The organism is Acinetobacter gerneri DSM 14967 = CIP 107464 = MTCC 9824, from assembly GCF_000368565.1.
In the GTDB taxonomy this organism is placed as follows: Bacteria; Pseudomonadota; Gammaproteobacteria; order Pseudomonadales; family Moraxellaceae; genus Acinetobacter; species Acinetobacter gerneri.
In genome coordinates, this window is record NZ_KB849537.1 from 44,749 (window position 1) to 63,627 (window position 18,879).

Genomic DNA, 18,879 nt, shown 5'->3' on the forward strand with positions numbered 1-18,879 from the left:
GATCTTTTGTATCTTGTTCTTTTGTATCTTGATCTTCTGTATAAAATATCACACGAAATAGTCGATCTATAGCTTATTGATTAAACTCTCGCAAACTCTGTAAAGGTGCAATATCACATAAATAACTCAAACGATAACGCCCAATCAGCATACATAAAACAGTCATCACAATCGGTAGTATCAACCAAATCTGCCAATGTACTTGGATCAATAACTCCATTTTATAACTCACGATTGCACTCATCACTTCTGCGAAAAAGCACGACACTATTCCCGCTAAAAATCCAATAAAACCGATTTCAAAACTCATTAAATTTTTAAGCTTAGCTTTTGAGCTTCCGAAAGAACGTAACAATGCAACTTCGCGTTTGCGCTCATCCATTAATAAGTTAATACAAGCGATCAAAACCAAGAAACCTGATAAGCAAACCAAAATGGCAAGTATGGTAACAATCTGTACCAATACATTGATTAAACGTGAAATTTCACCCAAGATCAAAGATACATCGATCAATACCGTGTTTGGAAACTGTTGTACTACACTAACCAATTTAGACTTATCTTGCGGTGGGACATAGAAACTTCCCAAATAACTGCCTGCATTTTTATCCATACTATTTGGAGCAAAAATAAAGAAGAAATTTGGACTAAAACTTTGCCATTCTACTGTGCGTAAATTGATGACTTTTCCAATGATCTGTCCCTCAGGCAGACTAAAAGTCAGTTGATCTCCAACCTTAATACCGAGCTCTTCAGCAAGTTTAGACTCAACTGAAACCTCACCAATGTGAGCTAAGCCACTCTTACCTGCAATAATTTTATTATCATCAGGATAATGACTTGCTTCGGTTAGATTTAACTCACGTTTTAAAGCATTGTTCTTCTCAATCTGATCTGCTGTAAACGCTTGTCCATTTTTTGCGATTAAACGACCACGAATGTTGGGATATAACGGGGTACTTTTCCAGTGATTTTCACTTAAAGTCTGTTTGAAATGTTCAAGCTCAAACGGCGGTAAACCATATACAAACTGATTTGGCGTTCCTTCTGGTAATTGTTGCTGCCAACGCTCCAATAAATCTGTACGTAACACAGCAAGTACAGTGATCAGGCTTAGACCTAAAGCCAGCGCTGTCACTTGTAATGCCGTATGGGATGGTATGCGAACAAAACTAGAAAATTGATTTTTGAATGCCTTAATCGCTTTGAGCAAACTCCAAACCAGACTATATAACAGACCACAAAGTAATAAGACTGCTCCAATCACGATACTGGTCAATTGCAAATTTTGCGTTAACACCGCACTAAAGACAAATAGACTCAGCACTCCGACAGATAGCATAAAAATCAATGAGCTAGATTTCTTTTCTTGCTCACGAATTACGCGTACAGGAGGCGTATTTAACAAAGAACTTAGGCTTGGGTAAACAAAACCCAGCAATACGATTGCACTGGTAAATATAGCGATCGGCAAAGGACCTAAAATCATATCTAAAATTGAAAATTGCAATTCGAGATGATTTATGAGCCCCAACATTAACTGTAAAAGTGCATAACCTAAAACAACACCTACCGCACTTCCGATGATCATTGCAATGAACATCACCACGACAAAAATCAATAAAAATGCTTTAAAAATTTGTGCCTTTGTCGCACCTAAACAACGCATCAACGCAATATGATCTTGGTTCTGCTGTACATAGCGCTGACTCGTCAAAGCGATCGCCAAACCACATAATAAAATCGTCAAAATATTTGCCAATTGTAAAAACAGATCAAGGTTTTCAATTGGTTTCATCAGCCGAGTATTTGCATCCCCTGCATCTCTAAGCTTGACCAAACTACTGACTTCGCCTTGATCTGCTGGTGCTGAGTTTGCAGTCGCCTGTTGGGCATTGCTCGGATTTTTAGCCTTTTCCTGCGCTTGGTATTGCTTAAATATTTGTTTGAAATTTTCAATTTGCTTTGACTGTCCAGACATCAAATAACGATATTCAATACGACTTCCAACTTGGATTGCATTGGTTTTTGCAATGTCTCGACTAGAAATAATGACAGTAGGTGAAAATGATGAAAAACCAATTTCTTGATTTGAATCATATTTCACTAGACCTGAAACTTTAAAAGTGCCATCAGCAATCTGAACAGACTCCCCTATTTTGGCACCCAATAAATCCATCGCTCTTTGACTCAGCCACACTTCACCTGACTGAATCTGTTTGAGACCAGGATCAATTTTAAGTTCCCCGCGTAGAGGAAATGCACTATCAATTGCCTTTACATTGACCATCACAAATTGATTTTGGGTATGTGCCATTGACCCAAACATGGTCACTTCTGAGGATGTTAAACCAATTTTTTTTGCTTGATCTTTCCAGCTTTTCGCAATCGGTTCATTGTCAGATAAAACTAAATCTGCCCCTAGCATTTTTGCAGCCTGAAGCTCTACAGCATGCTTTATTTGATCATTACTAAACTTGAGTGCAGTGGTCGCACTAATCGCTAGACATAGCGCAATGATCAACAAATAAATTCCTGAGCTTTGAAAACTTTGCCGAAATAACGGCTTAAATAATGCCATCATTTCAAATCACCTTTTCAATTGAATGTTCTATCAATTTTCCATTGTGCAATTCGAGATGTCGTTGGCACTGCATTGCAAGCTCAGGATCATGGGTAACCAGCACCAAGGTTGTACCCATTTCACGGTTTAATTCAAATAATAATTGCTCAATTTCAGTTGCTGTATCTCCATCCAAATTTCCTGTAGGTTCATCTGCAAAGATAATTTTTGGATCTGAAATCAGTGCACGTGCTATCGCGACACGTTGCTGTTCTCCGCCCGATAAAACTTTTGGTGTTTGCTCTGCCTGATCTTCCAATCCTACTTTTTTGAGTAAATCTAATGCTTTAAGCTCTGCTTTTTTATACTGGAAATCTGGGTGTAAACGTAAAGGCAACATGACATTTTCTAGCGCAGAAAGATGCGGTAATAACTGGAAAGATTGAAATACAAATCCAATATTTTTAAGCCTTACTTGAGCACGCTGTTCTTCATTTAATGAATGTATAGCCTCCCCACAAACATACAATTCACCCGAACTTGCCTGATCTAAAGTCGCCAATATGCCCAATAAAGTTGATTTTCCTGAACCCGAACGCCCTGTGATCGCGATTTGCTCAGCTTCAAATATTTCTAGATCTAAATCATCCAAAATAGTCAGTTTTTTGTTATGCAATTGAATACTTTGCGTAAGCCCATGTGCGCGGATGATACTTTGTGGCATGATGGATGAAACAGGATGATGTTGAGTCATAGACAAGCCTTTATGCAAACTTTTAAATTTTTAAGATCAAATACGAAAAATCAATTTTTAACAGGCTTAACTCTTATTACTTTAAGCCTCAGTCCTTTAGCTGTATCCGCAAAAACCATTATGATTTTAGGCGATAGTATTAGTGCTGGTTACGGGGTAGATCCTAACCATGCTTGGGTTAAATTATTGCAACAACGGTTAGACCAACATTATCCGAAACAACATAAAGTGGTCAATGCTAGCGTGAGTGGAGAAACAACCAGTGGCGCTTTGGCGAGATTGCCAAAACTACTGCAAACGTATAAACCTGATATCGTTGTGGTAGAACTCGGGGGAAATGATGCGCTGCGTGGACAACCACCGCAAATGATCCAAAAAAATCTAGCAACATTGGTACAACAAAGTCAAAAAGCCAAAGCCAATGTCATTTTATTTGGTATGAAAATTCCGCCAAATTATGGGAAAGCATATAGCACAGCTTTTGAAAATAATTACCGTGTTGTTAGCCAACAGTATCGTGTGAAACTTCTACCTTTTTTCATGCAAGGTATTGCAGGTAATCGCCATTTGATGCAACAAGATCAGATTCATCCAAATAACGATGCCCAAAAACTTTTGTTAGATAATGCTTATCCTTATATTCAAAAAGCACTTTAAAAATAAAAGCAAAGTTAGGAGCTGTTGACATTTCACAACTGAATTGCGTTGTTGGCTAAAATTGAAATATCAACAGACCCTAAAGATAATCTTCAAATAAACGCTTTAAAAGCTGATGAGCATAATCCATTTCAAGTTGTTTTTTTGAAAATAAAATCATGTAAATCAAGGGTGAAATAATGATTTCTATTATCAATTGCACCTCTATGTAAGGCTCATTTCTTTGTTTAGCACGATCAATGATGACTTGGAGTTGTTGACTTACCAATTCATAGCATTGCTCTCGATCATCACTTTCTGGATTGGATGAAATATCCACTAACAAATGATGTCCCACTTCAGATGAATATTCTTCAAAATATTGTTCAAACCAAGCCGTCAAATCAGCCTGAAATGAGCCATAATCTTGAGGCATACTATCAGGCTGTAATTTTGCCAAAGCCACATCTGACAATAATGTAGCTAGACAGCCCCAACGTCTATAAATCGTAGAAGGTGTTACACCTGCTTGTTTTGCAATCAATGGAATAGTCATCTGAGCATGATCCATTGAAGCTTGCAGATCTAAAACAGCTTGATGCACAGCCTCTTGAATACGCGCGCTTCGTCCCCCCGGACGTAATCCTGCAACCACCTTCGACATATATTCATTCCACCTCAAATATATTTTGAATCAATTTTAAACCTACACACTAAAGCTAATATTTTGCGTTAGTCTATTTTTTAATGTATAAAAGCTAAATATTAGCTTTAATTATAGCATAGTGTATGAATCAATTCGGTGGTCTTCAGCAAAATTCAGGCTCTAAACTGAGTCCTAATGCTGCTCTGGTTTTGCATACTGCAAATCTGATGTCATTTATGGCAGCAGCGAGTGCACCCGCGCCTTTGTATCAAATTTATCAAAGGCTTTGGCATTTCTCACCCGTGATTTTGACCCTGATTTTTGCAACTTATGCACTTTTTTTGCTGTTGGCACTTTTAATCGCTGGTTCTATTTCGGACTATATCGGTCGTAAACCTGTGATTTTGCTTGCGATATTCTTGCAAATGACATCAATGATGTTTTTCTTATTTTCCAATGATATCAATATGTTATTTGTCGCACGAGCAATACAGGGGATCGCAACTGCATTGGCTGTCTCATCTATCGGTGCTGCACTTTTAGATTTAAATAAACATAAAGGTCCCATCATCAATAGCATTTGCCCTATGCTTGGGATGACGGTTGGGTCCATTCTTGTCTGCTTGGTACTTCAATATTCAAATGCCCCATTACATTTGATTTTTGAAATATTAATCGTAATCTATCTGATCGAGTTTATATTGACGATTTTTAGTCCTGAAACTGCAATCAAAAGATCAGGTGCGCTTGCATCATTAAAACTTAAAATGGCTGTGCCGCCTGCAGCAAAATTTGCCTTGATCAGTATTAGCCCAGTCAATATCGCCCTATGGATGTTAAGCGGGATTTTTCTTTCCTTAATGCCATCACTTTTTGTTCAAGCATTTCAAATCCATTCTGCATGGCTCAATGGTTTGTCCTTTAGCGCGATTACACTTTCAGGTGCGATTGGCATTATATTATTGCGTAAATCTGCTTCTGTTTTTATTCTAAAATTTGGCACAATTCACCTAATTTTAGGAACAATCATCCTGATTTTAGGGATAAATTTGGTCAATATTTACCTACTTTTTATAGGCTCGATCATTGCAGGATTAGGTTTTGGTACAAGTTTTATGGGAGCGATTCGCACTGTTATGCCTTTGGCAAAACCTGAAGAACGCGCGGGCTTAATGGCTGCATTTTATGTCGAAAGCTATTTGGCATTTAGTGTACCTGCGATCATTGCAGGTTTGTTGGTGCAAAAAATTGGCTTGATCAATAGTACTAATTTATATGCTTTTTCTATCATTGCTTTAAGCATACTCGCATTATTTTTTATTTTTAGACTACCGAAAACAGCTTAGAGATTTTTATAAATATCAAATAAAAGACAGTTCATTAATGAATACCAGTTAGTTCAGTATTCTGAAAATCCTCCCCCAATCCTCCTTTTCAAAGGTGGGAGCTTTGTACTAAAAGATAGTCACTTGAAGCTTCCCCCCTCTTTTCCAAAGAGGGGTTAGGGGAGATTTTTAGATATTAACTAAAGATTTTAGTTAACTGATCGACTTCGGTGTATTGACAGATTTATTCAGTTATACGCTAAATTTTAGAAATCGTAGATTGATACTTCACCAGTTTCTAAAGAATACTCAGCACCTACAACTTTTAACTGACCTTTAGCGATCAAGTTTTCAAGCACAGCAGAGCCATGACGAAGTTGATTAACTGAAGCAAAAACATTGGATTTCACTGCATGCATTGATAGTTTTTCAATATCATTTTTCAGTTCAGTTTGCATCAGTATTTCAATCGAAGGACGAACTCGGTTGACGATCGACATCAAATTTGCAGATGGTGGCTGATCTGGATTGCTCAATGCAGCGATGGTTGAACTAATCGCGCCACAGTGCGTATGTCCAAGCACAACCACTAGAGGACAACCGAAACTTGCAGCCGCAAATTCAACACTTCCCACTTGTGATGGCGCAACGATATTACCTGCAACACGAATCACAAACAAATCACCTAAACCTTGGTCAAAAACCATTTCGGCAGGCACACGTGAATCCGAACAACCCAAAATAATTGCAAATGGCTCTTGATGTTCAGCCATTTCTGTTCGTTGCTGATGCGTCAAAAGTTTAGTGTGATTTGTTTCACCATTTACAAAGCGTTGGTTTCCTTGTTTCAAACGATCTAAAGCTTCTTGAGCAGTAAGCATGCGCCTTCCCATCTAATTTGGATATTCTTACTATTTTAATGCCATGAAAATTGATTGTCACTTGCAAAAAATAAACTCTGTTACAATTTTTGTTAATTTTAAAAGCTAAATCATAAAAAGTGATCTATTTAGCAAAAAAGCTAATCATTGTTTTATAAATTAAAGATTTATTATTCTCAACTTTTATAAATTATGTCAAACTTATGACTATAAAACAATCAATTACCTACTTTTAGATCAATGCACATACAAATGTATTCATTCATAATTATCTCATTTTTATATAATGACTCACCTTTTATAATGGAATAATTTGCATGGTTCGAATGCGCGCCTTTAAAACTCTTAAAGTATTAATGTCAACAATATTAAGTATCAGTGCATTCGGTGTGCATAACTATGCGACAGCAGCAGAAACAGAATATGTGAATTATCAACAAATCCTACAAGAAGAACGTGCTTGGGCGGGCTTACGCAGTAAAACATTGCGTGTGGGTGATGTGGTCTGGTCTTATAGTGAAGGTGGCAATCCAAATGCACCCACTGTCTTATTGTTACATGGTTTAGCGAGCGATCGAGATAGCTGGAATCGAATCGCACATGATTTAACACCAAGTTATCACGTGATTATTCCTGATCTTCCAAGCTCAGGTCGTACACAAATTCCGTCTAATCTTGATCTTTCCATCAACAATGTCACCGAGCAATTACGTCGCTTTTTAGAAGCAACACGAAGCACGAACAATCTCAATATTGCAGGACATTCTTTGGGTGGGTCAGTTGCCCTATTCTATGCATCAAAATATCCAGATGATACTCGTAGCTTACTTTTGATGAGTATTGGTGGCCCATTTACGAGTAGTAATACGACTTATTTAAGCAATCCAGTTTATTTAAAACAGCTCATCGTTGCACAGCCGGGTGATCTTGATTTTGTTAATCGTAAGGTCATGGTTAACCCTCCTTTTATCCCAAGTATCATCAAAAAAGAACAAGAAAAATCATTCATTAAAGACTCTCAAGAAACAGCAAAAGTGATTGAAGAGTTAAGTAATATCAACAAATATTACAATCGAGCAGCGTTTACCAAAATGTTGCATGAAATTAAATCCCCGACCTTGATTATTTGGGGTAAACAGGATCAAATTGTCAATGTGGAAATTGCCAATGAATTGAAGGGGATGCTGAAAAATGCTGAAGCCCCTGTTTTACTCAATCATGTCGGACATGTGCCAATCTTAGAAGCTGATCAGCTCGTGATCCAAAACTATTTACCTTTCTTAAAAAAGGTCAATAACACCCAACCCCAGCAATAAAGGGAAAACAGGTAGAATTTTATGAAGAACCCTGTCATTGAACAACTGATCGACGCACAACTCGACTTTTTAGATCGTGAATTTAATGAATCGAAAACGGTTCAAGACGAATTTTTAAATTTCTATCAATGGTTTAGACAGCAGCGTTTGCAGGATATTTGGAGTTTTGAAAAAATCAATCATTTACTTCAAAAACAAATCCTTGCAACACCTGCGAGCAATTTTCTAATTGAGCAAATCGCCGATCATATCCGTTTTGCCATCGTTCATCCTGTCAATGATGAAACGACGATTGAAGATATTATTCCTGTGACAACAATTGATAAAATTGCACTCTATGTCGCAAGTAAATCTTCACATCGTAAAGCTTTAATCAAAAAGATCGTGAATAATCCATCATTTTCATCAATGTTGACTGAACTGATTCATCATTCAATCCAAGATTATGTGGACAATTCAGTCATGAATAAAAAAGTCCCTGGTGTTGGTCGCTTTATGAAAATGGGTAAATCCGTACTCGAAACAGTGACAGATACCAATCTCGACGATACCGTAAAACATTATTTACAGAAAAATATTATCAAGATTAGTCAGTTGAGTGAAAATGTCCTCAATCGAAATTTTGATGACAACAAACTCTATCATTTTCAAGCCAATCTTTGGCATAAAGTCAAAACAGCACCCATTTCTAATATCAAAAAATATATAGAAGTAAATGACTTACCAAAAACAGTCAGCTTAGGTCATGAAATCTGGGAACATTTACGTCAAACAGATTATCTAAAAAAACAGGTTCATGATGGTGTCTATGCTTGGTATGTTCGCAATCAAGAACGCAATTTTGACCAAATCTTAAGTGATATCAATATAGACCAAGCTTTGGTTGAAAATGAACTTCACCAACTCTTAGCCCCTGTAATCAAAACCATGATTTCGACAGATCACCTAAAAACACGTGCTCGAATCTATTTGGAAAAGTTTTATTATTCAGATGAAGTATTGAGTATTTTAAAAATAGAAAGCTAATTTTTAATAACTGAATTTTCAATTATTTAAATAGCTTGAGACAGTATTTTTTAAAATCTGCTTCTCTCTAAAAAGCGACGAATGATATTCATCATCGTCGCTTTTTTTAGCTTTCAAACTTTCTAAACGATAAAAATTAAATCGTCATCGAAAAAATTTGTGTGCTCGGTATTTTCCGTTTTAAACGTAAATCAAATGCCATACAAATATTTCGAACAAATGGAATCCCCTGTTCAGTGATGGTAAGTTCCTGACCCTTTATTTGTAATAATCCATCATTTTGCATCTCTTCCAATTGCATTAAAACTTCAGCTATTTGTGGAAAATACAAAGCTTGATCTTGCCAAGATGTTTTAAAGGTACACATCAAATTTAAAATATGTTGGCGAATAATCAAGTCTTCTGAACTTAGTACATGCCCTCTAAATACTGGAATTTCATCATTTTCAAGACGAGCATAATAATCTTCTAGGTTTTTTTCATTTTGTGAAAAGCTGTACCAATTATCACCAATCGAAGATATCCCAAGCCCAATCATTACTTTGGTTTTAGAGGCGGTATAGCCCATAAAATTACGATGCAGTTTGCCTTGTTTAAAAGATTGAAACATTGCATCTTGTTCTAAAGCAAAATGGTCCATACCAATTTCATGATAACCGTACTCAAGTAAACGCTTTTTACCTTCTTCATAAAGTTTACGTTTCACGTGATCTTTTGGCACATCATGATCTTTAAATCCACGTTGACCATTTCCTTTGATCCATGGCACATGAGCATAGCTATAAAAAGCCAAACGATCAGGCGCTAAACTCTTAGTTTTTTCAATGGTATAGAGCACATCTTCTAAGCTTTGAAATGGCAAGCCAAAAACCAAATCATGTGAAATAGAGTCATAACCGATTTCACGAGCCCAATTTGTCACATTTTCTACATTTTCAAAGGGTTGAACCCGATGAATAGCTTTTTGAACTGCGAGGTTATAATCTTGAACACCAAAACTGACACGTCTAAATCCTAAATCATACAATGCTTGTAAATGCGCTTTAGTGGTGTTGTTTGGATGCCCCTCGAAACTAAATTCATGCTGATCTGCTACATCTGCCTTTGATAAGATTCCTTTGATTAACTGTTGTAAATGTTCAACTGAGAAAAATGTTGGCGTTCCACCGCCCAAATGAATTTCTTTTATTTGTGGCTTTTCATTTAATAATTCACAGTATAAATCCCATTCTTTTAAAACAGCTTCTATATAAGGTTGTTCTAATTCATGGCGCTTGGTGACTTTTTTATGACAACCGCAAAAAGTACATAAACTTTCGCAAAAAGGTAGATGAATATATAAACTTATCCCTTCATTTTGATTACTTTCTTGAAATGCACGTTTTAGAGCACTTTTCCAATGATCTAAATTAAATGTCTGCTCTTCCCAATATGGCACAGTTGGATAACTGGTATAACGAGGACCAGGCACATTATACTTTTGAATCAATGATGTACTCATCTTAAAAAATTACCCCAAAATAAATCAAAATCTATCGCCAAAAAATGAATAGATTGCATACAAAGTTTTTATATTGTGATTTGTTCTACGCAATAATTCAAGGCGCTAAATAAAATGCTCAGCAATATTATTTTTGCATGGATCATTTAAATCGTTCACATAAATAATCGTACTATAAGCATCTAAAATTAAATATTTTTTAGCTTTTATTTTAAAGTTGATCTTTTAGCACGCCAACTTAAATTATGAGAAGTAAATAATGTGAATAATCGTTCTAAATAATAAGCCAATAATCGCACCAATCATCGTAAATTTCACGATATAAGCAATACGTTTACCTAAGGACATAATCAGCCCTATGGCAGGCAAATCAAGCATACAAATCAAAAAACCTGAAGATTGATTGATTATTTTCACATTAAAAACATGCTGTTGAAGCAACTCTGTAGCAACGCCATAATAAGCATTACCTCCAGCAAAGAACTTGACTAAACTTGGCATAAGATAATAAATAGGAATATGGAAAAGATTGAACAGTGGTTCGAGTAGATTTTCTAAAAAATGAATAAAACCTAAATACTTTAAAAATCCAACAATAGTTAATGTTAAAACGAGCATCGGTATCGCATTGATGGACATTTTTATGCCATCTTTACCCGCCTGACTAATCACTGACACAATCGTCCACGGCTGCTTATCTTGCGGTATCACATCACTTTGTATCGATAAATCTTGATTTGAGAGAGAACGTGCAAATATATAATACGTCAAAGAAGATGCGATCAAACCACCGATAATTGAAATTAGGATAGCCGCTCCCCAATGCAATCCTAAAGGAATAAATGGATAAAAAACATTGGCTTGCCCCATTGCAAAAATCATTGCGATCGTTGCTGCTAGCTTCCGATCCGATACCCCCCTTTGCTCCATCAAAGCCAGTGTCGCGAACGGTGCAACAAAGCTGACAAAATTGAGTTGTAATAAGGCAAAAAGACTTAAACCATTTAAACCAAAAGGTTTAAGCACAGGACTAAAAATTTGGATGATTTTATCTAATACACCTAATTTTTCTAAAAAAGTCATGAAGATCAACATAATGACCATGATTGGTAACAAGGTATAAAGTGCAATATTTACTGCACTTTTCCCTGCCAACATCACTACATCAATAAACTCCATGCAACTTGCTCCCTGAGTTTTTGTATTTTTTTCAATCTTTAAATTTTTTTCAATCTTTAACCATAACAGCGCTCATTATTTAAGTGAAAATTACACTTTTAATCAAGCCAGAATTCTATCCGTATTAGACTATATCAAATCGTTTTAGACGAAGAATCTGCTTATAAAATATCAACAATTTCAGTTTTAATATACAATGCAAAATATTTTCGAATACAAGATTTTACTTTTTTCGACCTGAGCTCATTCTATGTCCGAACAAACAAAACGAAATAAAGGCTCTTCCATTACTCGAGTTTTAGAAATTATTGAAGCGATTGGTGAAGCGAGTCACCCACCGTCTCCTTTGGATCTTTCTGTGGCTTTGGACATTCCCAAGCCTAGCATTCATCGACTAATACAACTCCTTGAAAAAGAAGGATATGTTAAAGTTGATTTGCATGGGGGCTTGGTCATTGGCCAGCGTATAAACAAGCTACTTTATAATGTTTGGGACAATGAAAAAGCACGTATTGAACGGATTTCGATCCTAGAAAAATTGTCTAAAAAAATTGGGGAAACCTGCGGCATTGCTATCTTACAAGACAATCAAATGCTCTATGTAGATCGTGTGCAAACCAACTGGCCACTACAAGTCTATTTACCCGTAGGCTCAAAAGTCCCACTTTGGTGTACCTCTAGTGGTAAATTATTTTTGAGTTATCTGCCTCAAGAAAAACGTGAAAATGTCATTAAAAATTTGACTTTGACGCAGTTTACTAAAAATACCATTACCCAAATCGATGCTCTAGAAGACAATATTTCTGAAATCCGTAAACAAAATATCGGAACGGATAATGAAGAATTTATCGCAGGTATGGTTGCTGTTTCAGTTCCTGTACTCCTACCGAGCAGTGAAATTGTGGCGAGCTTATATACCCATGCACCCACTATTCGTAAATCATTGACTGATCTTATGGCCTATGAAAAAGAGTTAAATAAAGCGGCTAAAGATCTCACCACTTATATTGAAAATTCAATGAAATAATCAAACATTTCCCAAAGTTATGCTGCAAAAAAAGCTCATGTTCAAACATGAGCTTTTTTAGTCTTTGTTTAAGATCGATTTAAAATTTTAGACCGAGTGATAAAAAATTTATTTAAGCATCTTTAAGGCAATTGTAATTTTTTTCGCATAGATAAAATTTCGATCAAAGCCTCATCACGTTTGCCTTGCAAATCAAATTCACCTATTTTTTCTAAGAATTGTGCTGTTTCTTGATCCAACTTTTCAATTTCATTTTCATCCAATTGGTAAGGATGCATATCGCCCCACCATTCCATCATTGGTCCACCTAAATGATGCATGGCAGTTTTAAAACCTTTTTGATTTGCCAATTGCATATTGAGATAAGGCCCATAGATTGCCCAACGTAGACCTGGACCATTGGTGATTGCGATATCAATATCTTCAGCACTACACACACCATTGGATACCAGATAAAAAGCCTCACGCCACAGCGCAGATTGTAATCGGTTCGCCACATGCCCTTTGACTTCTTTGTGAATAATGATCGGTTTTTTACCCAATTCACGATAAAAATCAAACGCATCTTGAATATAATTTTGCGTGGTTTTTTCACCACCGATAATTTCAACCAATGGTAAAAGATGCGGTGGATTAAACGGATGTCCCAAGACGATACGTTCTGGATGCTTGCTACTCTGTTGAATATCTGAAACTTTTAGTCCTGATGAACTTGATGCAATAATAGTATTTACTGGACAATTTTCAGTCATTTCCTGATATAAGCTCAATTTCAAATCAAGTCGTTCAGGTCCATTTTCTTGGATAAAATCTGCATCTTTAACTGCATCGACCAAGTTTTCACAAAAGTGCAGCTTGTCTAACAAATCATTGCGTGCTTGTTTAAAATCTGCAATTTGATCAAGTTCAAATAAGTCTTGTAAATAAATAGAAACTCGATTTTTCAAGTTTTCCTGCGCATTTTCAGCAGGATCAAAGGCACTGACGCTAAATCCTTTATAAAGATAAAATGCTGCCCAACTTGCACCGATCACACCTGTCCCTACGATTGCGACTTTTTTGACTTGTTTCATACTATTCCTTTTCAATTTTTTTAACGACAACGTCCAAATGACGATCAAGCAAATTCTTTTATGCTGTGTGTCATTTCATCTTAAAACATTTAAAAATGGTAAATATAGAGAATATCAACCATTTTTCTTTTTTTACCATACGTTTAAAACTTTAGGCTAAATTTTTAATTAAATGGATAAAAAAGATTCACATTATAAAATGAATATGTTATTAATTTAATAATGATACATTACGTATCAGTATTTAAAAATAGTATTTTAAAACCTAACCAAGTTTTAACGGGGTTGAAAAAGGATTTTTTCAAAACTTAAGCTGAAAATTCCATTTCATATTCAAAGGAATAAGCATAAGAAAAGTGAAGGATTTATTTTATTTTTTGCTTTATTTCGATGAATTGAGTGATTTTTTCTTAAATAAAAACATGTAGCAAGAATGAATCTTGCCCAAACAGATTACGCATGGTCGTAGTATAAGTTGATTCTTATATGATTAATCATGCTTATGAGAGGAAACTCATGAGTGTTATTATTACCATTGCAGCATTAGTCACCTTGATGGTTGCTGCATATCGTGGATTAAGTGTCATTTTGGTTGCGCCGCTGATTGCATTGGCTGCGGTATTTTTAACAAGTCCGGCTGATGTCGCTCCTGCTTTTACCAGTGTATTTATGGAAAAAATGGTCGGCTTTATCAAGCTTTACTTTCCAGTATTTTTACTCGGTGCAATCTTTGGTAAATTGATTGAAATTTCAGGTTTTGCGCGTTCGATCGTAGAAACTGTGATTAAAATTTTGGGCGTGCACCGTGCTATTCCTGTCATTGTAACGATTTGCGCATTGTTAACTTATGGCGGCGTTTCTCTATTTGTTGTGGTCTTTGCCGTTTATCCGTTTGCAGCTGAAATGTTCAGACAAAGTGATATTCCAAAACGTTTAATTCCTGCCACGATTGTTTTGGGTGCACTAACATTTACAATGGATGCCCTGCCAGGTACACCACAAATTCAAAATATTATCCCAACTTCATTCTTTGATACGACCGCTTGGGCAGCACCTATTTTAGGGATTATCGGTTCGATTTTCATTTTGACTGTTGGCTTGATTTATCTCGAACTGAAACGTAAAAAAGCGCAAAAAAATAACGAAGGTTATGGCACAAACCTACGTAATGAGCCTGAAATTGCTGCAGATATCAAACTTGCGCATCCAATGATTGCCGTGCTGCCATTGATCGTCGTTGGCGTAATGAACCTGTTACTGACTCATTATATTCCAGCTTGGTATCCAAACGTTTTTGACTTTCAACTTGCCGGTATGAAAGATCCGATCAGTGTCGATACCAAAAAAATCTTGGCAATTTGGGCGGTGATCGGTGCTTTATGTAGCGGTATCATCTGTATCATTATTTTCAGTTTTAAAACCATTTTCAAAAATTTCGCTGAAAATACTAAAGCTGCAATTGGTGGTGCAATGCTCGCTGCCATGAACACAGGCTCTGAATATGGCTTCGGTGCAATCATTGCTGCTCTACCTGGATTTTTGGTGGTTGCTCATTCGCTCGAAGGCATTAGTAATCCTTTATTAAATGAAGCGATTACCATCAATATTTTAGCGGGGATCACAGGTTCCGCTTCAGGTGGTTTGAGTATTGCGCTCGGGGCAATGGCAGATCAATTTCATGCTATGGCGATTCAAGCCAATATCCCATTGGAAGTGATGCATCGAGTGGCGTCTATGGCGTCAGGCGGTATGGATACTTTACCGCATAATGGTGCTGTGATTACCCTTTTAGCAGTGACGGGCTTGACTCATCGTGAAGCTTATAAAGATATTTTCGGTATCACTATTTTTAAAATCATCACCGTGTTTGTCGTGATCGGCGTTTACTATGCGACTGGCTGGGTATAAGTTTTTCTTTTAAAACATTTTATATGGACACTTATCGTCATCGAGGTGTCCATTTTATTTTCTATTTTTTGCATAAATCAGTTCACAGGTTCAATTTTATATGTTATTTATAATGATACAAATCGTATCAATATAAGATTTACTAAAATTAATCTGCTGAATCTTTCAAATACTCTTTTTGTTATTGAGTTAAATAAAAAAATTCAGCATAAGATACATAAATATGGAGTTTGAGCAATGTCGCATACTATTTTGTTGCCGCGCATCATGGAAGTTGGGCATAAATCACGTGAAAAAATTCCCGCGATTTTAGAAAGTCTACACTGTAAAAAACCGTTAATTATCACTGATAAAATGATGGTTAAATTGGGGTATATCGATGATATTCAAAATATTTTAAAACAAGCCAATATTGAGTCTGATTATTTTGATGACACCATTCCAGAACCTACATCAGGCTCGATTCAAGCGGGTGTCGAATTTATCCAAGCACATCAATACGACTCAATTATTGCCGTCGGTGGTGGTAGCCCGATCGATAGTGCAAAGGCCATGAGTATCTTGGGTAAGCATGGCTGTGAAATCAAAGAATATCGTTTTCCTCGCCAAGTTAATGAAGCAGGTTTGCCGATTATCGCAGTACCGACAACGGCAGGCACAGGCTCTGAAGCGACCAAATTTACCATTATCACTGATGATGCAACCAGCGAAAAAATGCTCTGTGTAGGCATCGGATTTATGCCAGTGGCAGCGGTTGTGGATTATGAGTTGACGCTCAGTGTGCCTGCGCGTACCACAGCGGATACTGGAATTGATGCTTTGACGCATGCCATCGAAGCCTATGTCAGTAAAAAAGCAAATTTGTTCAGTGATATGCAAGCACTTTCAGCAATGAAACTGATTGGACCAAATTTAAAAACTGTTTATTTCAACCCTGAAAATGAACAAGCACGTGAAGCAATGATGCTCGGTTCTACTTTGGCAGGTGTGGCTTTTAGCAATGCATCTGTGGCTTTGGTACATGGAATGAGCCGACCAATTGGTGCATTTTTCCATGTCCCACATGGTCTATCCAATGCCATGTTATTGCCGATGATCACCGAATTTTCAATTCCTGCTGCACCTGAAAAATATGCAGATTGCGCTAAAGCAATCGGAGTTGCTGAAATTCAAGATTCTGTTGAAATCGCCAATCAAAAACTCGTTTCAGCTTTAAAAGATATTAACCAAGCCCTACAAGTGCCTACACTTGCAGAATTTGGCGCAGACAAAACACTGTTTGATGAGGTTGTGCAGACTATGGCTGAACAAGCACTGGCTTCAGGCTCACCGGGCAATAACCCTCGTGTACCCACAATAGATGAAATGGTCGCTATGTATCAGCGTCTTTGGAACTAATTTTTTTAATTTTATCATTAAGATATAGGAATAAATATGGACATTATCGGACATTATATTAACGGTCAAATTTCTACAGAAGCCGAACGTACCCAAGCTGTTTTCAATCCTTCTACAGGTGAAAAATCAAAAGAAGTTGCGATCGCAAGTAAAGCAACGGTTGAAGAAGCCATTGCAGCGGCTGAAGCGGCATTTCCAGCATGGAGAGATACGCCACCGATCAAACGTGCGCGTGTTATGTTCAAATTTAAAGAATTATTGGAACAAAATGCTGAAAAAATTTGTGCCTTGATCGGTGCTGAACACGGCAAAATTGTTCACGATGCAGCGGGTGAATTGCAACGTGGTATCGAAAATGTCGAATACGCTTGTGGCGCACCTGAGTTTTTAAAAGGTGAATTTTCTAAAAATGTTGGACCAAATATTGACTCTTGGAGTGAAATGCAGCCGCTAGGTGTTGTTGCAGGTATCACACCATTTAACTTCCCAGTTATGGTTCCACTTTGGATGTTCCCGATGGCGATTGTTTGTGGTAACTGTTTTGTACTCAAACCATCAGAAAAAGATCCATCATCTACCCTTTTCATCGTGCAATTATTGAAAGAAGCAGGCTTGCCTGATGGCGTAATCAACCTAGTAAACGGTGACAAAGAAGCTGTTGATACACTTTTACATGACAAACGCATTCAAGCAGTGAGTTTTGTAGGTTCTACGCCAATCGCTGAATATATCTATCAAACAGCGACATCTACAGGTAAACGCTGTCAAGCATTAGGCGGTGCAAAAAACCATGCCATTATTATGCCTGATGCAGATGTTGATAATGTCGTAAACTCATTACTCGGTGCGGCTTTTGGTTCATCTGGTGAACGCTGTATGGCGCTTTCTGTTGCCGTTGCTGTTGGTGATGAAATTGCAGATGTTGTGATCGAAAAACTCAAAGCTGAAATTGCTCATCTAAAGTTCGGTGTCTATTCAGATAAAAGCAATGATTTCGGTCCTGTGATCACCGCGGAACACAAAGCAAAAGTTGTAGGCTATATCGACAGTGCTGAAAAACAAGGCGCAAAAATTGTTGTTGATGGTCGTCAAGCACAGCCTGAAGGCTATGAAAATGGTTTCTTCGTAGGTCCAACGTTGATCGATCAAGTGACTCCAGATATGGTGAGTTACCAACAAGAAATTTTTGGTCCAGTCTTACAAATCCTACGTGTAAATACCATGCAAGAAGCCATGGATCTCATTGATAATCATGAGTATGGAAATGGTACTTGTATCTATACCCGTGATGGTGAGGCGGCACGCTACTTCTCTGATCATATCAAAGTAGGTATGGTCGGTATCAATATTCCACTTCCTGTACCTGTGGCATATCACAGCTTTGGTGGATGGAAACGCTCATTATTTGGTGATTTGTATGCTTACGGACCAGATGGTGCACGTTTCTATACGCGTCGAAAAACGATTACACAACGTTGGCCATCAGCGAATATCCGTGAAGGCAAACAGTTCTCTATGCCTACACTCAATTAAAAGCCAAATGTTGGACATGCAAATGTAAGGGCAATTTTTTAATCCTTCATTTTACAAATCCACTTCACCGCAATATAAAACTTTATATTGCGGTTTTTTATTTCCACATGATC

Annotated in this window: 15 protein-coding genes; 8 read left to right on the plus strand and 7 right to left on the minus strand. The window is 37.0% G+C overall.

Going from position 1 to position 18,879, the window contains the following annotated elements; all coding sequences use genetic code 11:
* Window positions 1-73: 73 nt before the first annotated feature.
* Window positions 74-2,584, minus strand: coding sequence for an ABC transporter permease (locus F960_RS01960; protein ID WP_004856750.1), 2,511 nt, complete (start codon window positions 2,582-2,584; stop codon window positions 74-76).
* Between the two features lies 1 nt (window position 2,585).
* The gene (locus F960_RS01965) at window positions 2,586-3,317 is read right to left on the minus strand and encodes an ABC transporter ATP-binding protein (protein ID WP_004856751.1); all 732 of its coding nucleotides are present in this window, start codon (window positions 3,315-3,317) and stop codon (window positions 2,586-2,588) included.
* A 12-nt stretch (window positions 3,318-3,329) separates the two neighbouring features.
* On the opposite strand from F960_RS01965, the gene F960_RS01970 reads away from it, so the two are divergent.
* Window positions 3,330-3,974, plus strand: coding sequence for an arylesterase (locus F960_RS01970; RefSeq protein ID WP_004856754.1), 645 nt, complete (start codon window positions 3,330-3,332; stop codon window positions 3,972-3,974).
* A 79-nt stretch (window positions 3,975-4,053) separates the two neighbouring features.
* Here F960_RS01970 and F960_RS01975 read toward each other — a convergent pair whose 3' ends face one another.
* Window positions 4,054-4,617: a TetR-like C-terminal domain-containing protein gene (locus F960_RS01975; RefSeq protein ID WP_004856759.1), complete on the minus strand. Its 564-nt coding sequence runs from the start codon at window positions 4,615-4,617 to the stop codon at window positions 4,054-4,056.
* Between the two features lie 125 nt (window positions 4,618-4,742).
* Here F960_RS01975 and F960_RS01980 point away from each other — a divergent pair, with 125 nt between their 5' ends.
* Entirely contained in the window at window positions 4,743-5,945 is a 1,203-nt protein-coding gene (locus F960_RS01980; protein WP_004856762.1) for an MFS transporter, read from the plus strand.
* Window positions 5,946-6,190: 245 nt separating this feature from the next.
* Here the strand turns inward: F960_RS01980 and F960_RS01985 are convergent, their stop codons facing one another.
* Window positions 6,191-6,805: a carbonic anhydrase gene (locus tag F960_RS01985; RefSeq protein ID WP_004856767.1), complete on the minus strand. Its 615-nt coding sequence runs from the start codon at window positions 6,803-6,805 to the stop codon at window positions 6,191-6,193.
* Window positions 6,806-7,122: 317 nt separating this feature from the next.
* Between F960_RS01985 and F960_RS01990 the strand changes: the two genes are divergently transcribed.
* Both F960_RS01990 and F960_RS01995 read left to right on the plus strand, forming a co-directional pair.
* On the plus strand, window positions 7,123-8,121 hold the full coding sequence (locus F960_RS01990) for an alpha/beta fold hydrolase (RefSeq protein ID WP_004856770.1): 999 nt from the start codon (window positions 7,123-7,125) through the stop codon (window positions 8,119-8,121).
* Between the two features lie 21 nt (window positions 8,122-8,142).
* Window positions 8,143-9,147: a hypothetical protein gene (locus tag F960_RS01995; RefSeq protein WP_004856772.1), complete on the plus strand. Its 1,005-nt coding sequence runs from the start codon at window positions 8,143-8,145 to the stop codon at window positions 9,145-9,147.
* A 136-nt stretch (window positions 9,148-9,283) separates the two neighbouring features.
* On the opposite strand, the gene hemN is transcribed toward F960_RS01995, so the two are convergent.
* Complete coding sequence (hemN, locus tag F960_RS02000) at window positions 9,284-10,648, minus strand: oxygen-independent coproporphyrinogen III oxidase (protein WP_004856774.1); 1,365 nt, start codon at window positions 10,646-10,648, stop codon at window positions 9,284-9,286.
* Window positions 10,649-10,891: 243 nt separating this feature from the next.
* A complete protein-coding gene (locus tag F960_RS02005) occupies window positions 10,892-11,827 on the minus strand; it encodes a nucleoside recognition domain-containing protein (RefSeq protein ID WP_004856777.1) in 936 nt (311 codons plus the stop codon).
* Between the two features lie 250 nt (window positions 11,828-12,077).
* On the opposite strand from F960_RS02005, the gene F960_RS02010 reads away from it, so the two are divergent.
* The gene (locus F960_RS02010; protein WP_004856778.1) at window positions 12,078-12,854 is read left to right on the plus strand and encodes an IclR family transcriptional regulator; all 777 of its coding nucleotides are present in this window, start codon (window positions 12,078-12,080) and stop codon (window positions 12,852-12,854) included.
* A 122-nt stretch (window positions 12,855-12,976) separates the two neighbouring features.
* Here F960_RS02010 and F960_RS02015 read toward each other — a convergent pair whose 3' ends face one another.
* The gene (locus F960_RS02015) at window positions 12,977-13,927 is read right to left on the minus strand and encodes a 3-hydroxyacyl-CoA dehydrogenase NAD-binding domain-containing protein (RefSeq protein WP_004856781.1); all 951 of its coding nucleotides are present in this window, start codon (window positions 13,925-13,927) and stop codon (window positions 12,977-12,979) included.
* Between the two features lie 516 nt (window positions 13,928-14,443).
* Here F960_RS02015 and F960_RS02020 point away from each other — a divergent pair.
* The 3 genes from F960_RS02020 (at window position 14,444) to F960_RS02030 (ending at window position 18,766) form a co-directional block, all read left to right on the plus strand.
* The gene (locus F960_RS02020; RefSeq protein ID WP_004856783.1) at window positions 14,444-15,835 is read left to right on the plus strand and encodes a GntP family permease; all 1,392 of its coding nucleotides are present in this window, start codon (window positions 14,444-14,446) and stop codon (window positions 15,833-15,835) included.
* 237 nt (window positions 15,836-16,072) lie between these two features.
* Window positions 16,073-17,233, plus strand: coding sequence for an iron-containing alcohol dehydrogenase (locus F960_RS02025; RefSeq protein WP_004856786.1), 1,161 nt, complete (start codon window positions 16,073-16,075; stop codon window positions 17,231-17,233).
* A 36-nt stretch (window positions 17,234-17,269) separates the two neighbouring features.
* A complete protein-coding gene (locus tag F960_RS02030; RefSeq protein WP_004856793.1) occupies window positions 17,270-18,766 on the plus strand; it encodes a CoA-acylating methylmalonate-semialdehyde dehydrogenase in 1,497 nt (498 codons plus the stop codon).
* Window positions 18,767-18,879: the final 113 nt, after the last annotated feature.

Excerpts from the sequence above, each read along its gene's own strand:
- F960_RS01960 (WP_004856750.1), bottom strand. The coding sequence starts at position 2,584 with ATGATGGCATTATTTAAGCCGTTATTTCGGCAAAGTTTTCAAAGCTCA.
- F960_RS01965 (WP_004856751.1), bottom strand. The coding sequence starts at position 3,317 with ATGACTCAACATCATCCTGTTTCATCCATCATGCCACAAAGTATCATC.
- F960_RS01970 (WP_004856754.1), top strand. The coding sequence starts at position 3,330 with ATGCAAACTTTTAAATTTTTAAGATCAAATACGAAAAATCAATTTTTA.
- F960_RS01975 (WP_004856759.1), bottom strand. The coding sequence starts at position 4,617 with ATGTCGAAGGTGGTTGCAGGATTACGTCCGGGGGGACGAAGCGCGCGT.
- F960_RS01980 (WP_004856762.1), top strand. The coding sequence starts at position 4,743 with ATGAATCAATTCGGTGGTCTTCAGCAAAATTCAGGCTCTAAACTGAGT.
- F960_RS01985 (WP_004856767.1), bottom strand. The coding sequence starts at position 6,805 with ATGCTTACTGCTCAAGAAGCTTTAGATCGTTTGAAACAAGGAAACCAA.
- F960_RS01990 (WP_004856770.1), top strand. The coding sequence starts at position 7,123 with ATGGTTCGAATGCGCGCCTTTAAAACTCTTAAAGTATTAATGTCAACA.
- F960_RS01995 (WP_004856772.1), top strand. The coding sequence starts at position 8,143 with ATGAAGAACCCTGTCATTGAACAACTGATCGACGCACAACTCGACTTT.
- hemN (WP_004856774.1), bottom strand. The coding sequence starts at position 10,648 with ATGAGTACATCATTGATTCAAAAGTATAATGTGCCTGGTCCTCGTTAT.
- F960_RS02005 (WP_004856777.1), bottom strand. The coding sequence starts at position 11,827 with ATGGAGTTTATTGATGTAGTGATGTTGGCAGGGAAAAGTGCAGTAAAT.
- F960_RS02010 (WP_004856778.1), top strand. The coding sequence starts at position 12,078 with ATGTCCGAACAAACAAAACGAAATAAAGGCTCTTCCATTACTCGAGTT.
- F960_RS02015 (WP_004856781.1), bottom strand. The coding sequence starts at position 13,927 with ATGAAACAAGTCAAAAAAGTCGCAATCGTAGGGACAGGTGTGATCGGT.
- F960_RS02020 (WP_004856783.1), top strand. The coding sequence starts at position 14,444 with ATGAGTGTTATTATTACCATTGCAGCATTAGTCACCTTGATGGTTGCT.
- F960_RS02025 (WP_004856786.1), top strand. The coding sequence starts at position 16,073 with ATGTCGCATACTATTTTGTTGCCGCGCATCATGGAAGTTGGGCATAAA.
- F960_RS02030 (WP_004856793.1), top strand. The coding sequence starts at position 17,270 with ATGGACATTATCGGACATTATATTAACGGTCAAATTTCTACAGAAGCC.